A 14793-nucleotide genomic window follows, 5' to 3' on the forward strand; every position below is an offset into this window, starting at 1 on the left:
GGTGTCGGCCTCGCAGGACGGGCCGTTGCTCGACGATGCGGCCGGCCGGCTCATCCGTCCGTACACCGTGAGCGACGGCCGTACCCGTCCGACGACCGTGCTCGACCTGCTCTCCCTGGTGATGGCCACGGGCACCGATCCGCAGGGCCATCTCGGTCCGGAGCACTCCGTGGCGCTGGGACTGTGCGGCGGTCCCACCTCGGTGGCCGAGATCGCCGCGCATCTGCGGCTGCCCGCGGTCGTCACCAAGGTGCTCGTCTCCGACCTGGTGGACTGCGGCGCAGTCACCGCACATCCGCCGGCTTTTCATGACATGCCCACCGACCGATCCCTGCTGGAGGCAGTGCTCGATGGCTTACGACGACAGCTCTGATGCCTTCGGCGGCTCGGCCGGGGGTGACGGCACCGGGGACACCGAGGACTTCCCCGTCGCACTCAAGGTCCTGGTGGCGGGCGGCTTCGGCGTCGGCAAGACGACGTTCGTGGGCGCGGTCAGCGAGATCGCACCGCTGAGCACGGAAGAGCTGCTGACCCAGGTCAGCGCGGCGACCGACAGCCTCGAGGGGATCGAGTCCAAGACCGCGACCACGGTCGCCATGGACTTCGGCCGCATCACCCTCGACGAGCAGCATGTGCTCTATCTGTTCGGTACCCCGGGCCAGGAGCGCTTCTGGTTCATGTGGGACGAGCTCTCCCAGGGAGCGCTGGGCGCGGTCGTGCTGGCGGACACCCGGAGACTCGAGGAGTGCTTCCCGGCCGTCGACTTCTTCGAACGGCGCGGCATCGGATTCATCGTCGTCGTCAACGAGTTCGACGGCTCCTACCGCTACGGCCCCGAGGAGGTACGTGCCGCGCTCGACCTCGGACCCGACGTGCCCGTCGTCCTCTGCGACGCCCGGATCGCCAGCTCGGGCACCGGAGCGCTGGTCACACTGGTGCAGCACCTGATCAACGCCACTTCCGCACCGGCCTCGCTCTCCGGCTCCGGAGCCCATCCGTGAGCCGACACGCGACCGGCCGGCCGCTGCTGACCCCGTCGACCGCGACGCCCCTGTCCGCGCCCGACGGCTGCGGAGGCTCGGGCTCGGGGAGCGGGGCGACACCTCGTTCCACAGCTTCGACGCGTTCGCCGACAAGGTGGCCGAAGTGACCGATGTGCCGTTCTCGATGGTCGACTTCATTGACGGGAACCGGTAGTTCTTCGCCGGTCTGCACACCCCGGCCGGCACCCGCACCGGTTCCGATCCGGGCGTCACGGCCGCGGGCAGCGGCCGTGGCGGCCGGTACATGGCGCTAACGCGGGTGTCCAGCTTGTCCCAGATCCAGGGGCGGGTCTCGTGCAGCCCCACGGCAGCCCGAGGCGCAGCAGTCCGTACTGCGCGACAACAAGGTGACCGACAACCGGATCACGAACGTCATGGAGGTCGCGCAGCAGCACGACGGCGGCGCGATCTACACCCAGGGCGCCCAGCCCGGCACCATCCTGTCCGGCAACTACATCAACCGCTCCGCCTTCAGTAACGCCGAGCGCGACGACAACGGCATCTACCGCGACGAGCAGTCCTCGCACATCACCGTCGAGAACAACGTGATCACCCGCATCGGCTACAAGTGGGTCTCCAACTGGGCGGACTACGGCATCCAGAACACCGCCCGCGCCAACTGGACCGACACCGCAGCGCCGGCTCTCGCCGGAACGGGATCCGTCATGACCGACAACCGCACGGGCCTGGACCGGCTGCCGGCCGAAGCACTCGCCGTCGCCGCACGGGCCGGCGCCCACGGCGGCCCGGTGGAGCAGCTGCGCACCGACCTCGCCCACACGGGAACTGCCACCCAGTCCTCCACCGAGGGCAGGCGGGTGCCGGACTCGCCCTCGACGCCGACACCAACACGGACACCCGCACGCTGTCCGAGGCGGGCGCCTGGTGGCAGGTCGACCTGGGCGGGACGAAACACATCGGGCCCGGACGCCCCCGGTCACCGCACTCCACCCCCCGGCACCCCCGTACTGCCCCGCAACACCACTTCGCCCTCCACCCGCACCACCCGCGCCCTCCGTACCGCCCCCGTCTCCCGCAGCGCCAGTGCGATCACGCGCTCGCCCATCGATGTCAGCGGCAGCGCCACCGTGGTGAGCGACGGCGACAGCTCCCGTACCAGCGGAATGTCGTCGAACCCGGCCAGCGACACGTCCTCGGGCACCCGCAACCCCGCCTCCCGCAGTGCCGCCAACGCACCGACCGCCATCACATCGGTCACCGCGAACACGCACGTCGGCCGTGACCGGGACGGCGCCCGCCCCGCATCGAGGAGCAGCCGCCGGGCCGCCTCGTACCCGCCGTCGCGCGTGAACGCGCCCTCCACCACCTGCCCGAGCCCGATGCCCGCCTCGGCGAGCCCCTCCCGGAACCCCGCCAGCCGGTCGGAGACCGTCGTCAGCGCGGCCGGCCCGGTGAGCACCGCGAACGTCCGATGCCCCAGCTCAACCAGCGCCCGGGCGAGCGCCGCGGCCCCCGCCCGGTTCTCCGGCTGCACGGTGTCCACCCGCAGGCTGCGGTGCCGGCTGACGACCGCCACCCGCCCGCCGACCTTGACGTACGGCTCCAGTTCGGCATCCATCGCACGCTCCCAGGCGCGGTCCTGGAAACCCGATCCGATCAGCAGGATCGCCCGGGCACGCTGGGCCCGGAGCATGGAGACGTAGCTGATCTCCCGGGCCGGTTCGCGGAACGTGGAGGCCAGCATCACGAGCAGCCCCTGCTCCGCCGCGGCCCGCATCACACCGCTGGAGATCGCGGCGAAGTACGGGTCACTGACGTCATGACAGATAACGCCTACCGTACGGTTGTTGGCTGCGCCGGCCAGTGCCTGCGCGTGGGCGTTGGGAATGTAGCCGAGCCGGTCGGCCGCCGCGTGCACCCGCTGCCGCAGATCATCGCGGACCCGGGCCGTGCCGTTCAGTGCCCGCGAGGCGGTGGCCGGTGAGACCCCGGCTTCCCGGGCGACGGCGTCGAGCGTCACATGGGTTGCGGGCCCGACGCTGCGCCGCGGCCCCGGAGGGTTTGGCGTCGCCCGTGTCACCGGTTGACTCAACTCGACTCCTAAAGGCGCGGTGGCGGCAGGGCCCCGAAACTTCGGGACGACCTATTGACCATGCGTGCAGGCAGTCATTAGCGTGGCGGCACCTTATCAGAAAGCGCTTTCTGAAAGCGCCTTCTCCATCACCGCAGATCGCACCGCTCTCCGCAACTGCCGCCGAAGCCCAGGGAGTTCAAGTGAGCCAGAGCGCGTTGGCCAAAAGTCCCGCCGAAGTGGCGGGAGTTGCCCGGCGGTCCGGGCCGTCGGCAGCTGAGCGATTCGCGCGGGCGGCAGAGCAGAGCTGGCGTCCGGTCGCCCTGCTGCTGGCCTGCTTCGTTGCCTGGTGGGTGATCTCGGCGGCCGAGCTGGTGGAGCCATACCTCGTACCGTCACCGGGGGCGACGCTCGATGTCCTTACGGGCAAGACGAGTTATCTCTGGCAGCACAGCTGGGTGACCACGTACGAGACGCTGCTCGGCTTCGTGATCGCGGTGGCCGTCGGCGTGCTGGCGGCCGTGATCATGGTGTACTCCTCGACCGTCGAGCGCACGCTCTACCCGATTCTGCTGTTCGCCCAGGTCGTACCGAAGATCGCCATCGCGCCGCTGTTCGTGGTCTGGCTCGGCTTCGGTATCGCGCCGAAGATCCTCATCGCCGTCCTGATCGCCTTCTTCCCCGTGGTGATCTCCATGGTCACCGGCCTCAAGGCGGTCGACCCGGAGATGCTGCAGCTGTCGGCGACGATGGGGGCCAAGCCCTGGCAGACCTTCCTCAAGATCCGCTTCCCCGCCTCCCTCCCGCATCTCTTCTCCGGCCTCAAGGTCGCGGTCACCCTGGCCGTGACGGGGGCGGTCGTCGGCGAGTTCGTCGGTGCCAACGAGGGGCTGGGCTATGTGATCCTCCAGGCCAACGGCAACCTCGACACCCCGATGCTCTTCGCCGGGCTGCTCGTGATGTCCCTGATCGGTGTCGTCCTCTTCGTCGCCGTCGAGATCGCCGAGAAGCTCCTGCTCCCGTGGCACGCCAGCCGTCGGGACGCACCTGCCACCACCTCGTACTGAACGCCACCCACTGACTGCTGTCACGGACCCCGTCGCGAGAAGGGCCAGCCCATGCACCCGCGCAGACTCCTGATCGGTGTCGTACCTCTTGTTCTGCTGGCCACGGCCTGCGGCGGGAACGACGCGTCGACCACCACCAGTGAATCGGGTAAGAAGCTGGACAAGGTCACGCTGACGCTCAACTGGTATCCATACGGCGAACACGCGCCGTTCTACTACGGCAAGCAGCAGAAGATCTTCGAGAAGCACGGCATCGATCTGACGATTCAGGCGGGCCAGGGCTCGCAGAAGACGGTGCAGGCGACCGCCGCGGGGCAGACCGACTTCGGCTGGGCCGACACCCCGGCGCTGCTGGCCGCGGTCGACCAGGGGGTACGGGTCAAGAGCCTCGGTGTCTTCCTTCAGACCACTCCCGCATCCGTGCAGTCCTTCGACGCCAAGGGCATCGGGTCACCCGCCGATCTCAAGGGGAAGACGATCGCCGGGACGGCCGGGGACGCACTCTCCAAGACGTTCCCGATCTTCCTCAAGAAGAACAACATCGACGAGTCGGACGTGAAGGTCCAGAACACCGACCCGGCGGGCAAGATCGCCGCGGTGATCTCGGGGAAGACCGACGGACTGCTCGGATACGCGAGTGACCAGGGCCCCACCATGCAGGACAAGGCCAAGAAGCCCGTCTCCTACCTCCGCTTCTCCGAGAACGGGCTGAACTTCTACTCCAACGGCCTGCTCGCCGGGCAGAAGCTTCTCGCCTCGAAGTCCGAGCTCGCGGGGCGCATGGCGCAGGCGGTCAGCGAGGCGTGGGCCGCCGCGGAGAAGGCTCCCGGCCCCGCGGTCGAGGCGATGGACGGAGCGTCGGAGCAACTGCCGCCGAAGAACGTGCTGGCGGAGCAGTTCAAGACGACGCTGACGCTGCTGCACACCGCGTCGACCGAGGGCAAGGCACCCGGGGTCAACAACGAGGCGGACTGGCAGCAGACCATCGATGTCTTCGCCGAAGCCGGCATGGTCGCCAAGCCCAAGGCTGTCGGGGAGTACTGGGACGCGAAGACAGCGCTGAAGGGATGACGATGCCCAAGCAGGAGGCGAAGCCCCTGGAGCGGGACCCGTTGTCCGCGGGGGGCCGCGGCGCCGTCACTCCGGCCGTCGGAGTGTCGGACGTCTCGGTGCGGTTCCGCGGCAGGAACCGCGATGTCACCGCCCTGCGCGACGTCTCGCTCGACGTGGCGCCGGGCGAGTTCGTGGCCCTGGTCGGTCCGTCCGGATGCGGCAAGTCGACCCTGCTCAAGCTGGTCGCAGGACTGCTCAAGCCGTCCACGGGTGTGGTCCGGCTCGGTGGCGAACAGGTCAAGGGCCCACGGCACGACATCGGTTACGTCTTCCAGCGCGCCGCTCTCCTCGAGTGGCGTTCCGCGCGCCGCAACATCCTGCTCCAGGCGGAGATCCGGAAGATGCCTGCGGCCCGGGCTCGCGAACGGGTCGACGCACTGATCCGGATGACCGGGCTCGACGGCTTCGAGGACGCATATCCGCATGAGCTGTCCGGTGGCATGCAGCAACGGGTGGCGCTGTGCCGGGCCTTGCTGCACGAACCGCCGGTCCTGCTGATGGACGAGCCGTTCGGCGCGCTCGACGCCCTCACCCGCGAGCAGATGAACATGGAGCTCAACCGAATCTGGCGGGAGACCGGCACCACCGTGCTGCTGGTCACCCACTCGATTTCGGAGGCGGTCTATCTGGCCGACCGGGTGGTGGTGATGAGCCCACGGCCGGGCACCATCACCGAGATCATCGAGGTGGGACTGGACGCGGAACGGGAGTACGGCGAGACGCTCGGCCGCCCGGAGTTCCGGGACGCGGCCGCCCACATCCGCGATCTGCTCGGGGCGGCGTCCGCGCACGACTGACCGGGGACGGGCCGGGGCGTCGACGCCCCGGCCTTCGTACGAGGGGCGGGTGCCCCGGATCGCGTGCACAGGCGCCGACGCCCCGGTCTGCGCGCGGATGTGCCGACGCCCCGGCCATCGTGCGCAGGCGCCTGTCCCCGTCCCACGGACCCGGGCCTCACGCCAGCGCGAACGCGTTCGCCAGCATCTCGGTCTGCGCGGCCAGCAGTGTGTCGCCGCCGTGTCCCATGCCCGCGAACTGGCCGGCCGCCTCGAGGCCGACCGATCCGTGCAGCTGCGCCCAGGCGAGCACGGCGCCGGCCAGAGCCTTCCCCGACATCCCGGTGTCGCCTGCGGCGGCCGGCACATACTCGGCCACCCATCCGGCCACAGCCGCGTCCGACCCGGCCCACGCCGTCATCTGGTCCACCACGCCGGCCACTTCGGCCCCCGGCGATCCGCCCGCGAAGACCGGCAGGAAAGGCCCGAGCACCGCCCGGGCCCGGTCCAGCGTGTCGGCCGGTGCGACATAGCCCGGCACCGGGGCGCCCTGGATCAGCAGGTAGCGATGCGGCTCGGCGACGGCCCAGGCCCGGTAGCCCTTCGCGAGTGAGTGCAGGTGTGCGCGCGGGCCTTGTGAGGCGGCCGTGGAGCGGGTGGCCGCTTCGGCCATGGCCGTCGCCGCTTCGTCGTACGCGTCCCTGATCAGCGCGTTCAGCAGATCGTCGCGGCTGGCGAAGTAGCGGTAGAGCGCGGGGCCGGAGAGCCCCATGTCCTTGGCGATACGGGTCAGCGCGAGCGCGGCGACACCCCCCTCGGCGAGTTGCCGAAGGGCGGCTTCCTTGATCTCCGACCGGGTCTGCTCCCGGTATCGGGCGCGCGGCCCCTGTTGGGCTTGGACCATCACCGGCCCCTTTCGCTAGGCAAGCTCACTTCTGTTACGCAGCCTAACAGCGTCTATTGCTATGGCACCTTGCAAGAGTTACTGTCTCTAACAGTTGCAAGAAGCCATCAGCAATGTAGAGGGGTACGCCATGACCGCAGTACGTGATCTCCAGGTAGTTCTCGGTGCAGGCCCGGCCGGCACCACGCTCGCCCGTGAGCTCGTCGACCGCGGCCACCCGGTCCGGCTCGTCGATCGAGCAGGCGACGGGGCAGGCGGCGGGGCGGCGATCGAAGGTGTCGAGCGGTTCGCCGCCGATGTGGCCACCGCGGACGGCGCCCGGGCCGCGGTGGAGGGCGCCGCGGTCGTCTACCACTGCGTCAACGTCGGCTACCACCTCCAGGTCGACGTCATGCCGCGGATCCAGGCGGCCGTCCTCGCCGCGGCAGAGGCGGTCGGCACGCGGCTCGTCGTACTCGACACGCTCTACCCGTACGGCGAGACGCACGGTGCCGTGATGACCGAGGACTCACCGTGGAACGCGACGACCCGCAAGGGCCGGATGCGCGCCGAGCTCGACGCCCGCTATCTCGCGGCGCACACCGAAGGGCGGCTCCGTGTCGTCCTCGGCCGGTCGGCCGACTTCGTCGGACCGGGCGTGCTCAACTCCACCCTCGGCGGCGCCGTCTTCCCGGCCGCGCTGACCGGGGGAGCGGTGCCGGCCCTCGGCGACATCGACCTGCCGCACAGCTACACGTACATCGCGGATGTGGCTGCCGGACTCGCCACGCTGGGCGCGCACCCCGACAGCGACGGCCGGGTATGGCACCTGCCGACCGCACCCGCGCTGACCACCCGGCAGATCTTCACGATGATCGAGCAGCGCACCGGCCGTCCGCTCGACATCACCGTCGTCGACGAGCCACGCCCGGTCGGCCCGTTCGACGACGTCTTCATGGCGGAGTACGCCGAGATGTTCTACCAGCACACCGAGCCGCAGATCGTCGATTCGTCGGCCATCGAGAAGGCCTACGGCCTCACTGCGAACCCGCTCCCGGCCACGGTGGACGCGACCCTCGCCTGGTACGAGCAGCTGCTTGCCGCCCGCTGAGCACCGCAGCGGCCCCGGAGACCCGAGCAACGCTCTCCGGGGCCGTGCCGCGCGCCGGACCGCTCAGTACCGCAGCCGCGACAGATACGTGTAGCTGGCGAGCGCCGACGCGAACGGATCAGCCGGCGAGTCGTGCTCCACCAGCCACTGCTTCACCCCGCCCTGCCGCGCCGTGTCGAACATCGCGGGGAAGTCCAGCACCCCCGACCCGACATCGGCGAAGTCCCCGTCCGGAGCCATGTCCTTCACATGCAGCGCCGGGAAGCGCCGGGGGTGGCGTACGAACAGCTCGCCGGGGGCCGAGGCGCCCCCGTTGGCCGCCCAGTACAGATCCAGCTCGAAGCCGACGAGCTCCGGATCGGTCTCGGCGAGGAGGATGTCGTACAGGCTGACGCCGTCCACCACCTGATGGTCCGTGCCGTGATTGTGGTAGAGCAGCTTCAGCCCGGACTCGCGGGCCGCCAGCCCCGCCTTGTTGAACTCCCGGGCCGCCTCCCGGTATCCGGCCGGACTGTGCAGCGATCCGGGCAGACTGGGTACGACGATCCACTTGCCGCCCAGCGTATGGATGTCCTCCAGCGCCTGCGGCAGTCCGGCGCCCCGCACGATGTCGTACCCGACATGTTCGAGGACCGCCTTGAGCCGTGTCTCGTCGAGCATCCGCCGGATGTCGGCGGCGCTGTTGCCGTGCCGGCCGCTCACCCCGACCGTCGCGTACCCGATCTCCGCGAGGCGTTCCAGCGTGCCTCGGAAGTCTGTCGCGAGCGTCGTGCGCATGGTGTACAGGTGCATACCGATCCCGGACGGCGGGATGCGGCGGCAGCGGACCGACCCGGCGGCGGACGCCGGGACCGTACCCAGGCCGGCGGCCGCGGCGGCACCCAGAGCCGTACCGAGAAACGCACGTCGTGTGCTGTTCATATCTTCTCTCCTCTCAGCCGACGCGCGCTCAGCTCACGTCGATGCGGACGGAACCGGTGCTCGTGTCGCCCTTGTCGTCGGTGACGGTCAGATGTGCGGTGTACGCACCCTTGCGGTCGTAGGTGTGTGTCGCGGTCGCGCCTTCCGTGCCCGTGGGTTTGACGTTGTCGCCGAAGTCCCAGTGGTACGAGGTGATGGTGCGACCGGCGACCGGCTCGATCACGCCGCTCAGTGCGACGGCGAGCGGCGACGTGCCCGTGGCCGGGGCCGCTTCCACCTTGACCTTCGTACCGGGCTTCTTCTCGACGCCGGGCCCGTTGAAGTGCAGCCAGTCCACCGCGAACAGATCTGCCTTGTCGCTCGACCAATCCGGATTGCTGAACACCGCGTACAGCTTCACGCTGCTCCCCGGATTCTCCAGGGCCGTCGTCGGCGAGACGATCTTGCCCCAGTCGCCGGTGTTCGGAACGGTCACCTTGCCGAGCAGGGGACCCGTCGGGGACCCGGACCGGAACTCCACGGTGCCACCGATTCCGCCGGAGGCCGCGCCGACCGTCACCGAGTCGATGTTCTTCAGATGCACCGGATCGAAGCTGATCCAGTCACCGTCCTCGATCTCCGTCAGCCGCTTCCCGCCCGAGGCGTCGGTCCTGCTCGCGACCACCACACCGTCGTGCGCGCCGCCGGTCGCCGTGAAGTGCTCCGCCTCACGGAACGTGGTGCGCAGCGTCAGCGAGGTCGAGCCGGTGAGCGCGGGTGCGCCCGGGGCACCCTTGTCCTCGTACTGGGCGGTGATTCCGTAGTACAGGTTCTGTCCCGGGCCGTGGCTGTCCCCGGCGTCCGTGACGATCTCACCCGTGCAGCCGGTGTAGTTGTCGAGCGGATGCAGATGGGTGTCATGGCCGAGCTGCGACTGTACGACCACTCGGGAGCAGTCGATCGGCTGCCCGTTCCGTCCGTCCTCCTTGTCCTTCACCGTGACCGTGAACGCAATGGTGTCGCCGAAGCTGAACATCCCCCCGCTCGGCGGCTGCTTGATCGTCACCTCGGGCCTGGTGTTGCCGACGGTGATGTCCTGCACGGCCTGAGCGGTCAGACCACCGGGCCCGGTGACGGTCAGGCGTGCCGTGATGAGCCCCTTGGTGCGGTATGTGTACGAGGGGTTCGGCTCCGTCGAGTCGGTAGTGCCGTTGCCGTCGAAGTCCCATGCGTAGGTGACCGGTTGGCCCTCCGGCAGGCCGGATCCCGCGCTGGAGAACGCGACGGTGAGCGGCGCCGGACCGCTGTCCCGGCTCGCGGTGATCTTCGCGTTGGGCAGCCGTCCGTCACCGACGTAGTCGATCCGGTAGATACCCGCCCCCTCGTTGCTGCCGCCGCGTCCGGTGCCGCTGCCGAGCCCGAAGTCGATGACGTACAGCGCCCCGTCGGGACCGAAGTCGGCATCGAACGGCTGGTTCCATTTCATGTCCGCGAAGATGCCGTTGATCGACTGGAGATCACCGGCCTTGACCGGAGCGAACCGCGGATCGGTGAACGTCTGGTCCTTCTGCTGGAACGAGAACGTCTTGAACCACTGGCGGGTCAGCTCATAGGTGAGCCACTTCCCCTCGAAGTACTCGGGGAACTTGGTGCGGTACGTGTTGTCGGGGTCGTAGTCGTAGACCGGACCGCTCATCGGGCCACCGCCGCCGGTGCCGAGCTCCGGGAATTCGGCGGACGCGGAGTAGGCGTACCAGACCGTGGCCGGCTGGGCCGGCGGCAGCTCCCGCAGCCCGGTGTTGTTCGGCGAATCGTTGACGAGCGCCGCACAGTCGAACTTCGGGCCCGACTTCTTCGCCGCGAAGTCGTAGTCGTTGAACGGGGTGTTGTTGCCGATGCAGTACGGCCAGCCGAAGTTCCCCGCCTTGGTGATACGGGTGTACTCGACCGTGCCCTCGGGCCCGCGGTCGGCGACCGCGGCCTTGGCGTCCGGGCCGTAGTCGGCGACCATCAGCGCGCCGCTCAGCGGATCCGTGGTGATCCGGAACGGGTTGCGCATCCCCATCGCGTAGATCTCCGGACGCGTCTTCTCCGTACCGGGCGCGAAGAGATTGCCCCCCGGGACGGTGTACGTGCCGTCGTCCTTCGGCGTGATGCGCAGGATCTTGCCGCGCAGATCGTTCGTATTGCCCGCCGTGCCCTGGGCGTCCCAGGCGCGCCGGCCCTCGCTCTCGTCGATCGGGTTGAAGCCGTCCGAGGCGAACGGGTCGGTGTTGTCGCCCGTCGCCGCGTACAGATTGCCGTCCTTGTCGAAGGCGAGCGAGCCGGCCATATGGGAGTTGGCCCGGCCCTCGCCCCGCCAGGTCGGAATGGTCAGCAGTCGCTTCTCCGACGCCGGGTCGACCGTGTTGCCGGTAACGGTGAAGCGGGACAGGTTGAGCCGCTTCTCGGTCTTGTCGGAGTGCAGGAGATAGAGCCAGTTGTTCGTGGCGAAGCCGGGATCGAGCGCGAGGCCGAGCAACCCGTCGGACTGGCTGGTCATCTCCGGTGTGTACGCGAAGTCCAGTGCCGTCGTGACCTTCATGGTCTGCTGGTCGATGACCTTCAGCTTCCCGGTGCGCTGGGCGAAGAACACCCGGCGGTCGGGGGCGACGGCCAGCTCGAACGGGTCGGCGAGATCACTGGTGGCCAGGGCGGTGCGCTGGAACGAGCCGGTACGGGTCGCCGTGCAGTCACCCGACTTGGCACCCGCGGCCCACTCGATGCCGCCCAGCAGATGCTTGACGAAGCCCTCCTCCTGGAAGGCCGATGCCGCATGGCCGCCCGCGGTGAACCAGGAGCGCCCGCCGTCGTAGTTCTGGCACCAGGACCACGGATGGTCCACGCCCTCGTCCAGACCGGTGATGCCGTCGCGCACCTTGATCTGCGCGAGCGTGTGCACCTTGGAGGTCGGGTTGGTGCGCCAGTTGTACCACTCCTCCGTGCGCTCCCAGAGGTCCGGAAGGCCCTTGGTGGACGGGTGCGCGTGGTCGAGGACCTTGATCCGGCCGGTCTGCACGGCGGGATGCTGGTCGAAGATCGCGCCGACCAGTCCCTCGTACCAGTCCCAGTCGCGCTCGCTGGCGGACGCGGCATGCAGCCCGACCCAGCCGCCGCCCGCGCGTATGAACTTCTGCAGGGCGGCCCGCTCGTCGGCACTCAGCAAGTCACCTGTCTCCGGGGTGGAGTTGGTGTTGTTGAAGACGATGGCCTGGAAGCGGGCGAGATCGGTGTCGTTGAAGACCGCCGAATCGTCGGTGGCTTCCACGTCGAAGCCGTTCTCCGCGCCGAGCTTCTTGATCGCGTCGACCCCTGCGGGGATCGAGTCGTGCCTGAAGTTGGTGACCTCGGAATAGACCAGGACCCGGAAGGGGGCCGCGTGGGCGCGAGGTGGCGAGGCCACCAGCAGGCCGAGGATCAGGGCCAGGAGTGCGGTGAGAGCGAGGAGAGGCGTAGGTAATCCGCGCGAGGGGTGCCTGCTCAGCAGGTATCTGCTCGGCGGAATGCTGCGGGGCGGGTGGTGACTCATGGGCGCTCCCTGTGCGGTAGATGCCGACTGCGGGATGTAGAAAGCGCTTTCTGAAGTACGCCGTTCAGAGTAGGTTCACGTCATCCGCGGGGTCAATGGGTCGGAAGGGCTCTCTGTGACTTCGCTGTGACGGGGAGTGGGGGCTGGTGCGGGCGGCCGGGCCTCGTTCGCCCGGCCCCTCAGCGGCTGACGGGCCGACCGGCCGCCTCGGCCGGCCGCATCCCGTTGCGGGGCCGCGCTGTGCCCCCATTCGGTCTCAGCTGTTCAGGAAGCCAGCGATCCGCTCCCGTAGCCCGCGCGGATCCAGGCCGTGCGCGGCGAGGTGTTCGTCCATCTGCCCGTAGCGGCGCAGCTCGGCCCTGCCCACCCCGAGTCCCAGTACCCGGTGCGACAGATCGGCGAGTGCGTCGTTGACCGCGCCCGTCGAGGTGCCCGACAGGTACGGTTCCACGATCACCACGTCCGCCGTCTCCCTCCCCCCGACCGCCCGCCGCACCCCCGCCGCGTCGAACGGGCGCACCGTCGTCGCGTACAGCACCGTGACATCCAGGCCGTCCGTCGCTGCGAGCACGTTGTCGAGCACGGGCCCGACGGCGATCACCACCCCTTGGCTCCCCTCCCGCACCGGAGTGAATCCGGACCCGGCGCCGACCGGTCGGGCCCGCTCGTTCTGCTGGAGCGAGAGCCGCAGATAGACCCGGTCCTCCCCGGCGGCGGCCCGGCGCAGCAGGGTCTCCGCCTCGTCGGGGTGGCCCGGGACCTGCACGGTCCAGCCGTCGAGGGTGTCCATCAGGGCGACATCGCCCGGTGCCATATGGGTGATGCCCGCGGCCGGCCAGTCGTACGAACCGCCGGCGCTGACCAGGACCCCGGACACGCCCTGATGCCCGAAGTCGAGCTTCACCTGCTCGAACGGCCGCTCCACCAGGAAGGGGGCGAACGTGTGGATGATCGGCCGCATCCCGGTCAGCGCCAGTCCGGCCCCGGCGCCGATCAGCAGCTGCTCCCGGATGCCGACATTGATCACCCGGTCCGGATGGGTGCGCTCGGCCCGGTCGAAGCCGTCGCGGCTGATCTCGGCCAGTACGACGGCCAGCCTGGGGTCGTCGTCCAGGAGCAGGGCCGCGGTGGTGATGAAGCGTTCACGCATGGTGTCCATGAGAGGTGGTACTCCTCGTTCCGGTGAGCGGATGTGCTGGTGTGCCGTGGTGCGGTCTTCAGCTCTTGGGGGCGACGCGGGCGATCACTGCGAGGGGTCGGCCGGGGTGCGGTGCGGTGAACGCCGCGTACAGCGCCTCGTGATCGCGCCCGTCCACGGTCAGGGCCGACCAGCCGGCCGCCTCGAACCTGGATGCGATGCCGCCGGGCCGGCCATGGGTCGCGGAGGCGTTGTCGATCACCAGGGTGTGCAGCTGGTCGAGGCCGGCCGGACCGGCGTAGGCGATCGCCTCGTGATTGCTGCCCTCGTCCAGCTCGGCGTCGCCGACCAGGACCCAGACCCGCGGATCGGTGAGCCCCTGAGCCCGCAGGCCGAGCACGCTGCCGACGGCCAGCGGCAGCCCGTGTCCCAGTGATCCGCTGCCGATCTCGGCGCCCGGGACGAGCAGTCGGTCCGGGTGGTGTCCCAGCGGCGAGTCGTACCCGCCGAAACCGGGCAGCAGATCCTCGTCGAAGAAGCCGTGCGCGACGAGGACGGCGTAGTACGCCATCGGCCCGTGCCCCTTCGAGAGCAGGAACCTGTCGCGCTCCGGATCGCCCATCGTGGCCGGTGTGACGCGCAGCACGCGGTGGTACAGCACCCAGAGTGCGTCGAGGGTCGAGGTGGCCGCGGGCCCGTGTTTCTCGTCGCCCGTCATCAGGCTCATCAGGCGGTTCAGGTCGCGGTACGGGAGCGCCGGTGCGGCGGTCTTGATCGTCATGCGTCCCAGCGTTCAACCTCAAGTTTGGTCGAGGTCAAGTACCGAAAGGCGTTCGTGAGCACCGGCCCAAGTGCGGTATTGTTCTCATGCACGTTCGGCCAGGGGAAAAGCCCAGGTCAGGCGAGCAACGGGACGTGGCGCAGCTTGGTAGCGCACTTGACTGGGGGTCAAGGGGTCGCAGGTTCAAATCCTGTCGTCCCGACAGTTCGAACGTATCGACGTCGCAGGTGAAGGGCCGTTTTCATAACGGCCCTTTTTCTGTTCCCGGGCTCGCTCCCAGGGAGCGATGGGAGGGAGCTGGCTCCCCGTCGTTCGGGGGGCTTATGGGTATGGGCTTGCGCTCCTCGTGCAGGTCACGCTCGCTCCTGGTGGGAGCGGGGC

The 14793-nt window shown here is 69.3% G+C and carries 12 protein-coding genes, 1 tRNA gene and 2 pseudogenes; 9 read left to right on the forward strand and 6 right to left on the reverse strand.

Annotated elements, in window-relative coordinates; translation table 11 throughout:
- The first annotated feature begins 1 nt into the window (after position 1).
- The 4 genes and pseudogenes from ACWCP8_RS05055 to ACWCP8_RS05070 all read left to right on the forward strand — a co-directional run.
- Positions 2-373, forward strand: coding sequence for a DUF742 domain-containing protein (locus ACWCP8_RS05055; protein ID WP_451114213.1), 372 nt, complete (start codon positions 2-4; stop codon positions 371-373).
- The gene (locus ACWCP8_RS05060; RefSeq protein WP_451114215.1) at positions 351-1001 is read left to right on the forward strand and encodes a GTP-binding protein; all 651 of its coding nucleotides are present in this window, start codon (positions 351-353) and stop codon (positions 999-1001) included. The genes ACWCP8_RS05055 and ACWCP8_RS05060 overlap by 23 nt, the downstream gene beginning before the upstream one ends.
- A pseudogene (locus tag ACWCP8_RS05065) lies at positions 998-1293 on the forward strand (GAF domain-containing protein); the annotation flags it as partial. The gene ACWCP8_RS05060 and the pseudogene ACWCP8_RS05065, both read left to right, overlap by 4 nt.
- A 58-nt stretch (positions 1294-1351) precedes the next feature.
- Positions 1352-1962: pseudogene (locus ACWCP8_RS05070) on the forward strand (right-handed parallel beta-helix repeat-containing protein); the annotation flags it as partial.
- Between the two features lie 18 nt (positions 1963-1980).
- Here ACWCP8_RS05070 and ACWCP8_RS05075 read toward each other — a convergent pair.
- Positions 1981-3024 (reverse strand): LacI family DNA-binding transcriptional regulator, encoded by a 1044-nt coding sequence (locus tag ACWCP8_RS05075; RefSeq protein WP_352269689.1) that lies wholly within the window; start codon positions 3022-3024, stop codon positions 1981-1983.
- 254 nt (positions 3025-3278) lie between these two features.
- On the opposite strand from ACWCP8_RS05075, the gene ACWCP8_RS05080 reads away from it, so the two are divergent.
- Genes ACWCP8_RS05080 through ACWCP8_RS05090 form a run of 3 tightly spaced genes read left to right on the forward strand, consistent with a single transcriptional unit; the run spans position 3279 to position 6052 of the window.
- On the forward strand, positions 3279-4142 hold the full coding sequence (locus ACWCP8_RS05080) for an ABC transporter permease (RefSeq protein WP_382842865.1): 864 nt from the start codon (positions 3279-3281) through the stop codon (positions 4140-4142).
- A gap of 51 nt (positions 4143-4193) precedes the next feature.
- Entirely contained in the window at positions 4194-5213 is a 1020-nt protein-coding gene (locus ACWCP8_RS05085; RefSeq protein WP_352269687.1) for an ABC transporter substrate-binding protein, read from the forward strand.
- Positions 5210-6052, forward strand: a complete 843-nt coding sequence (locus ACWCP8_RS05090) for an ABC transporter ATP-binding protein (RefSeq protein ID WP_382842863.1) — start codon at positions 5210-5212, stop codon at positions 6050-6052. The genes ACWCP8_RS05085 and ACWCP8_RS05090 overlap by 4 nt, the downstream gene beginning before the upstream one ends.
- Positions 6053-6209: 157 nt before the next feature.
- On the opposite strand, the gene ACWCP8_RS05095 is transcribed toward ACWCP8_RS05090, so the two are convergent.
- Positions 6210-6935 (reverse strand): TetR/AcrR family transcriptional regulator, encoded by a 726-nt coding sequence (locus ACWCP8_RS05095; RefSeq protein ID WP_451114218.1) that lies wholly within the window; start codon positions 6933-6935, stop codon positions 6210-6212.
- Positions 6936-7065: 130 nt separating this feature from the next.
- Between ACWCP8_RS05095 and ACWCP8_RS05100 the strand changes: the two genes are divergently transcribed.
- The gene (locus ACWCP8_RS05100; RefSeq protein ID WP_451114220.1) at positions 7066-8025 is read left to right on the forward strand and encodes an NAD-dependent epimerase/dehydratase family protein; all 960 of its coding nucleotides are present in this window, start codon (positions 7066-7068) and stop codon (positions 8023-8025) included.
- A gap of 63 nt (positions 8026-8088) precedes the next feature.
- Here the strand turns inward: ACWCP8_RS05100 and ACWCP8_RS05105 are convergent, their stop codons facing one another.
- From ACWCP8_RS05105 to ACWCP8_RS05120, 4 genes are all read right to left on the reverse strand, one after another.
- Complete coding sequence (locus ACWCP8_RS05105) at positions 8089-8946, reverse strand: sugar phosphate isomerase/epimerase family protein (RefSeq protein WP_382842862.1); 858 nt, start codon at positions 8944-8946, stop codon at positions 8089-8091.
- 28 nt (positions 8947-8974) lie between these two features.
- A complete protein-coding gene (locus ACWCP8_RS05110; RefSeq protein WP_451114223.1) occupies positions 8975-12493 on the reverse strand; it encodes a ThuA domain-containing protein in 3519 nt (1172 codons plus the stop codon).
- 256 nt (positions 12494-12749) lie between these two features.
- Complete coding sequence (locus ACWCP8_RS05115) at positions 12750-13652, reverse strand: transketolase family protein (protein ID WP_451114225.1); 903 nt, start codon at positions 13650-13652, stop codon at positions 12750-12752.
- Positions 13653-13710: 58 nt separating this feature from the next.
- The gene (locus tag ACWCP8_RS05120; protein WP_451114227.1) at positions 13711-14412 is read right to left on the reverse strand and encodes a transketolase; all 702 of its coding nucleotides are present in this window, start codon (positions 14410-14412) and stop codon (positions 13711-13713) included.
- A 128-nt stretch (positions 14413-14540) separates the two neighbouring features.
- Here ACWCP8_RS05120 and ACWCP8_RS05125 point away from each other — a divergent pair.
- A tRNA-Pro gene (locus ACWCP8_RS05125) sits at positions 14541-14614 on the forward strand.
- Positions 14615-14793: the final 179 nt, after the last annotated feature.

This window comes from Streptomyces sp. NPDC002206 (assembly GCF_053593595.1).

What these genes read in the sequence shown, in the direction of transcription:
- ACWCP8_RS05090 (WP_382842863.1), top strand. Translation starts at nt 5,210, where the DNA reads ATGACGATGCCCAAGCAGGAGGCGAAGCCCCTGGAGCGGGACCCGTTG.
- ACWCP8_RS05060 (WP_451114215.1), top strand. Translation starts at nt 351, where the DNA reads ATGGCTTACGACGACAGCTCTGATGCCTTCGGCGGCTCGGCCGGGGGT.
- ACWCP8_RS05105 (WP_382842862.1), bottom strand. Translation starts at nt 8,946, where the DNA reads ATGAACAGCACACGACGTGCGTTTCTCGGTACGGCTCTGGGTGCCGCC.
- ACWCP8_RS05095 (WP_451114218.1), bottom strand. Translation starts at nt 6,935, where the DNA reads ATGGTCCAAGCCCAACAGGGGCCGCGCGCCCGATACCGGGAGCAGACC.
- ACWCP8_RS05120 (WP_451114227.1), bottom strand. Translation starts at nt 14,412, where the DNA reads ATGACGATCAAGACCGCCGCACCGGCGCTCCCGTACCGCGACCTGAAC.
- ACWCP8_RS05100 (WP_451114220.1), top strand. Translation starts at nt 7,066, where the DNA reads ATGACCGCAGTACGTGATCTCCAGGTAGTTCTCGGTGCAGGCCCGGCC.
- ACWCP8_RS05115 (WP_451114225.1), bottom strand. Translation starts at nt 13,652, where the DNA reads ATGGACACCATGCGTGAACGCTTCATCACCACCGCGGCCCTGCTCCTG.
- ACWCP8_RS05085 (WP_352269687.1), top strand. Translation starts at nt 4,194, where the DNA reads ATGCACCCGCGCAGACTCCTGATCGGTGTCGTACCTCTTGTTCTGCTG.
- ACWCP8_RS05110 (WP_451114223.1), bottom strand. Translation starts at nt 12,493, where the DNA reads ATGAGTCACCACCCGCCCCGCAGCATTCCGCCGAGCAGATACCTGCTG.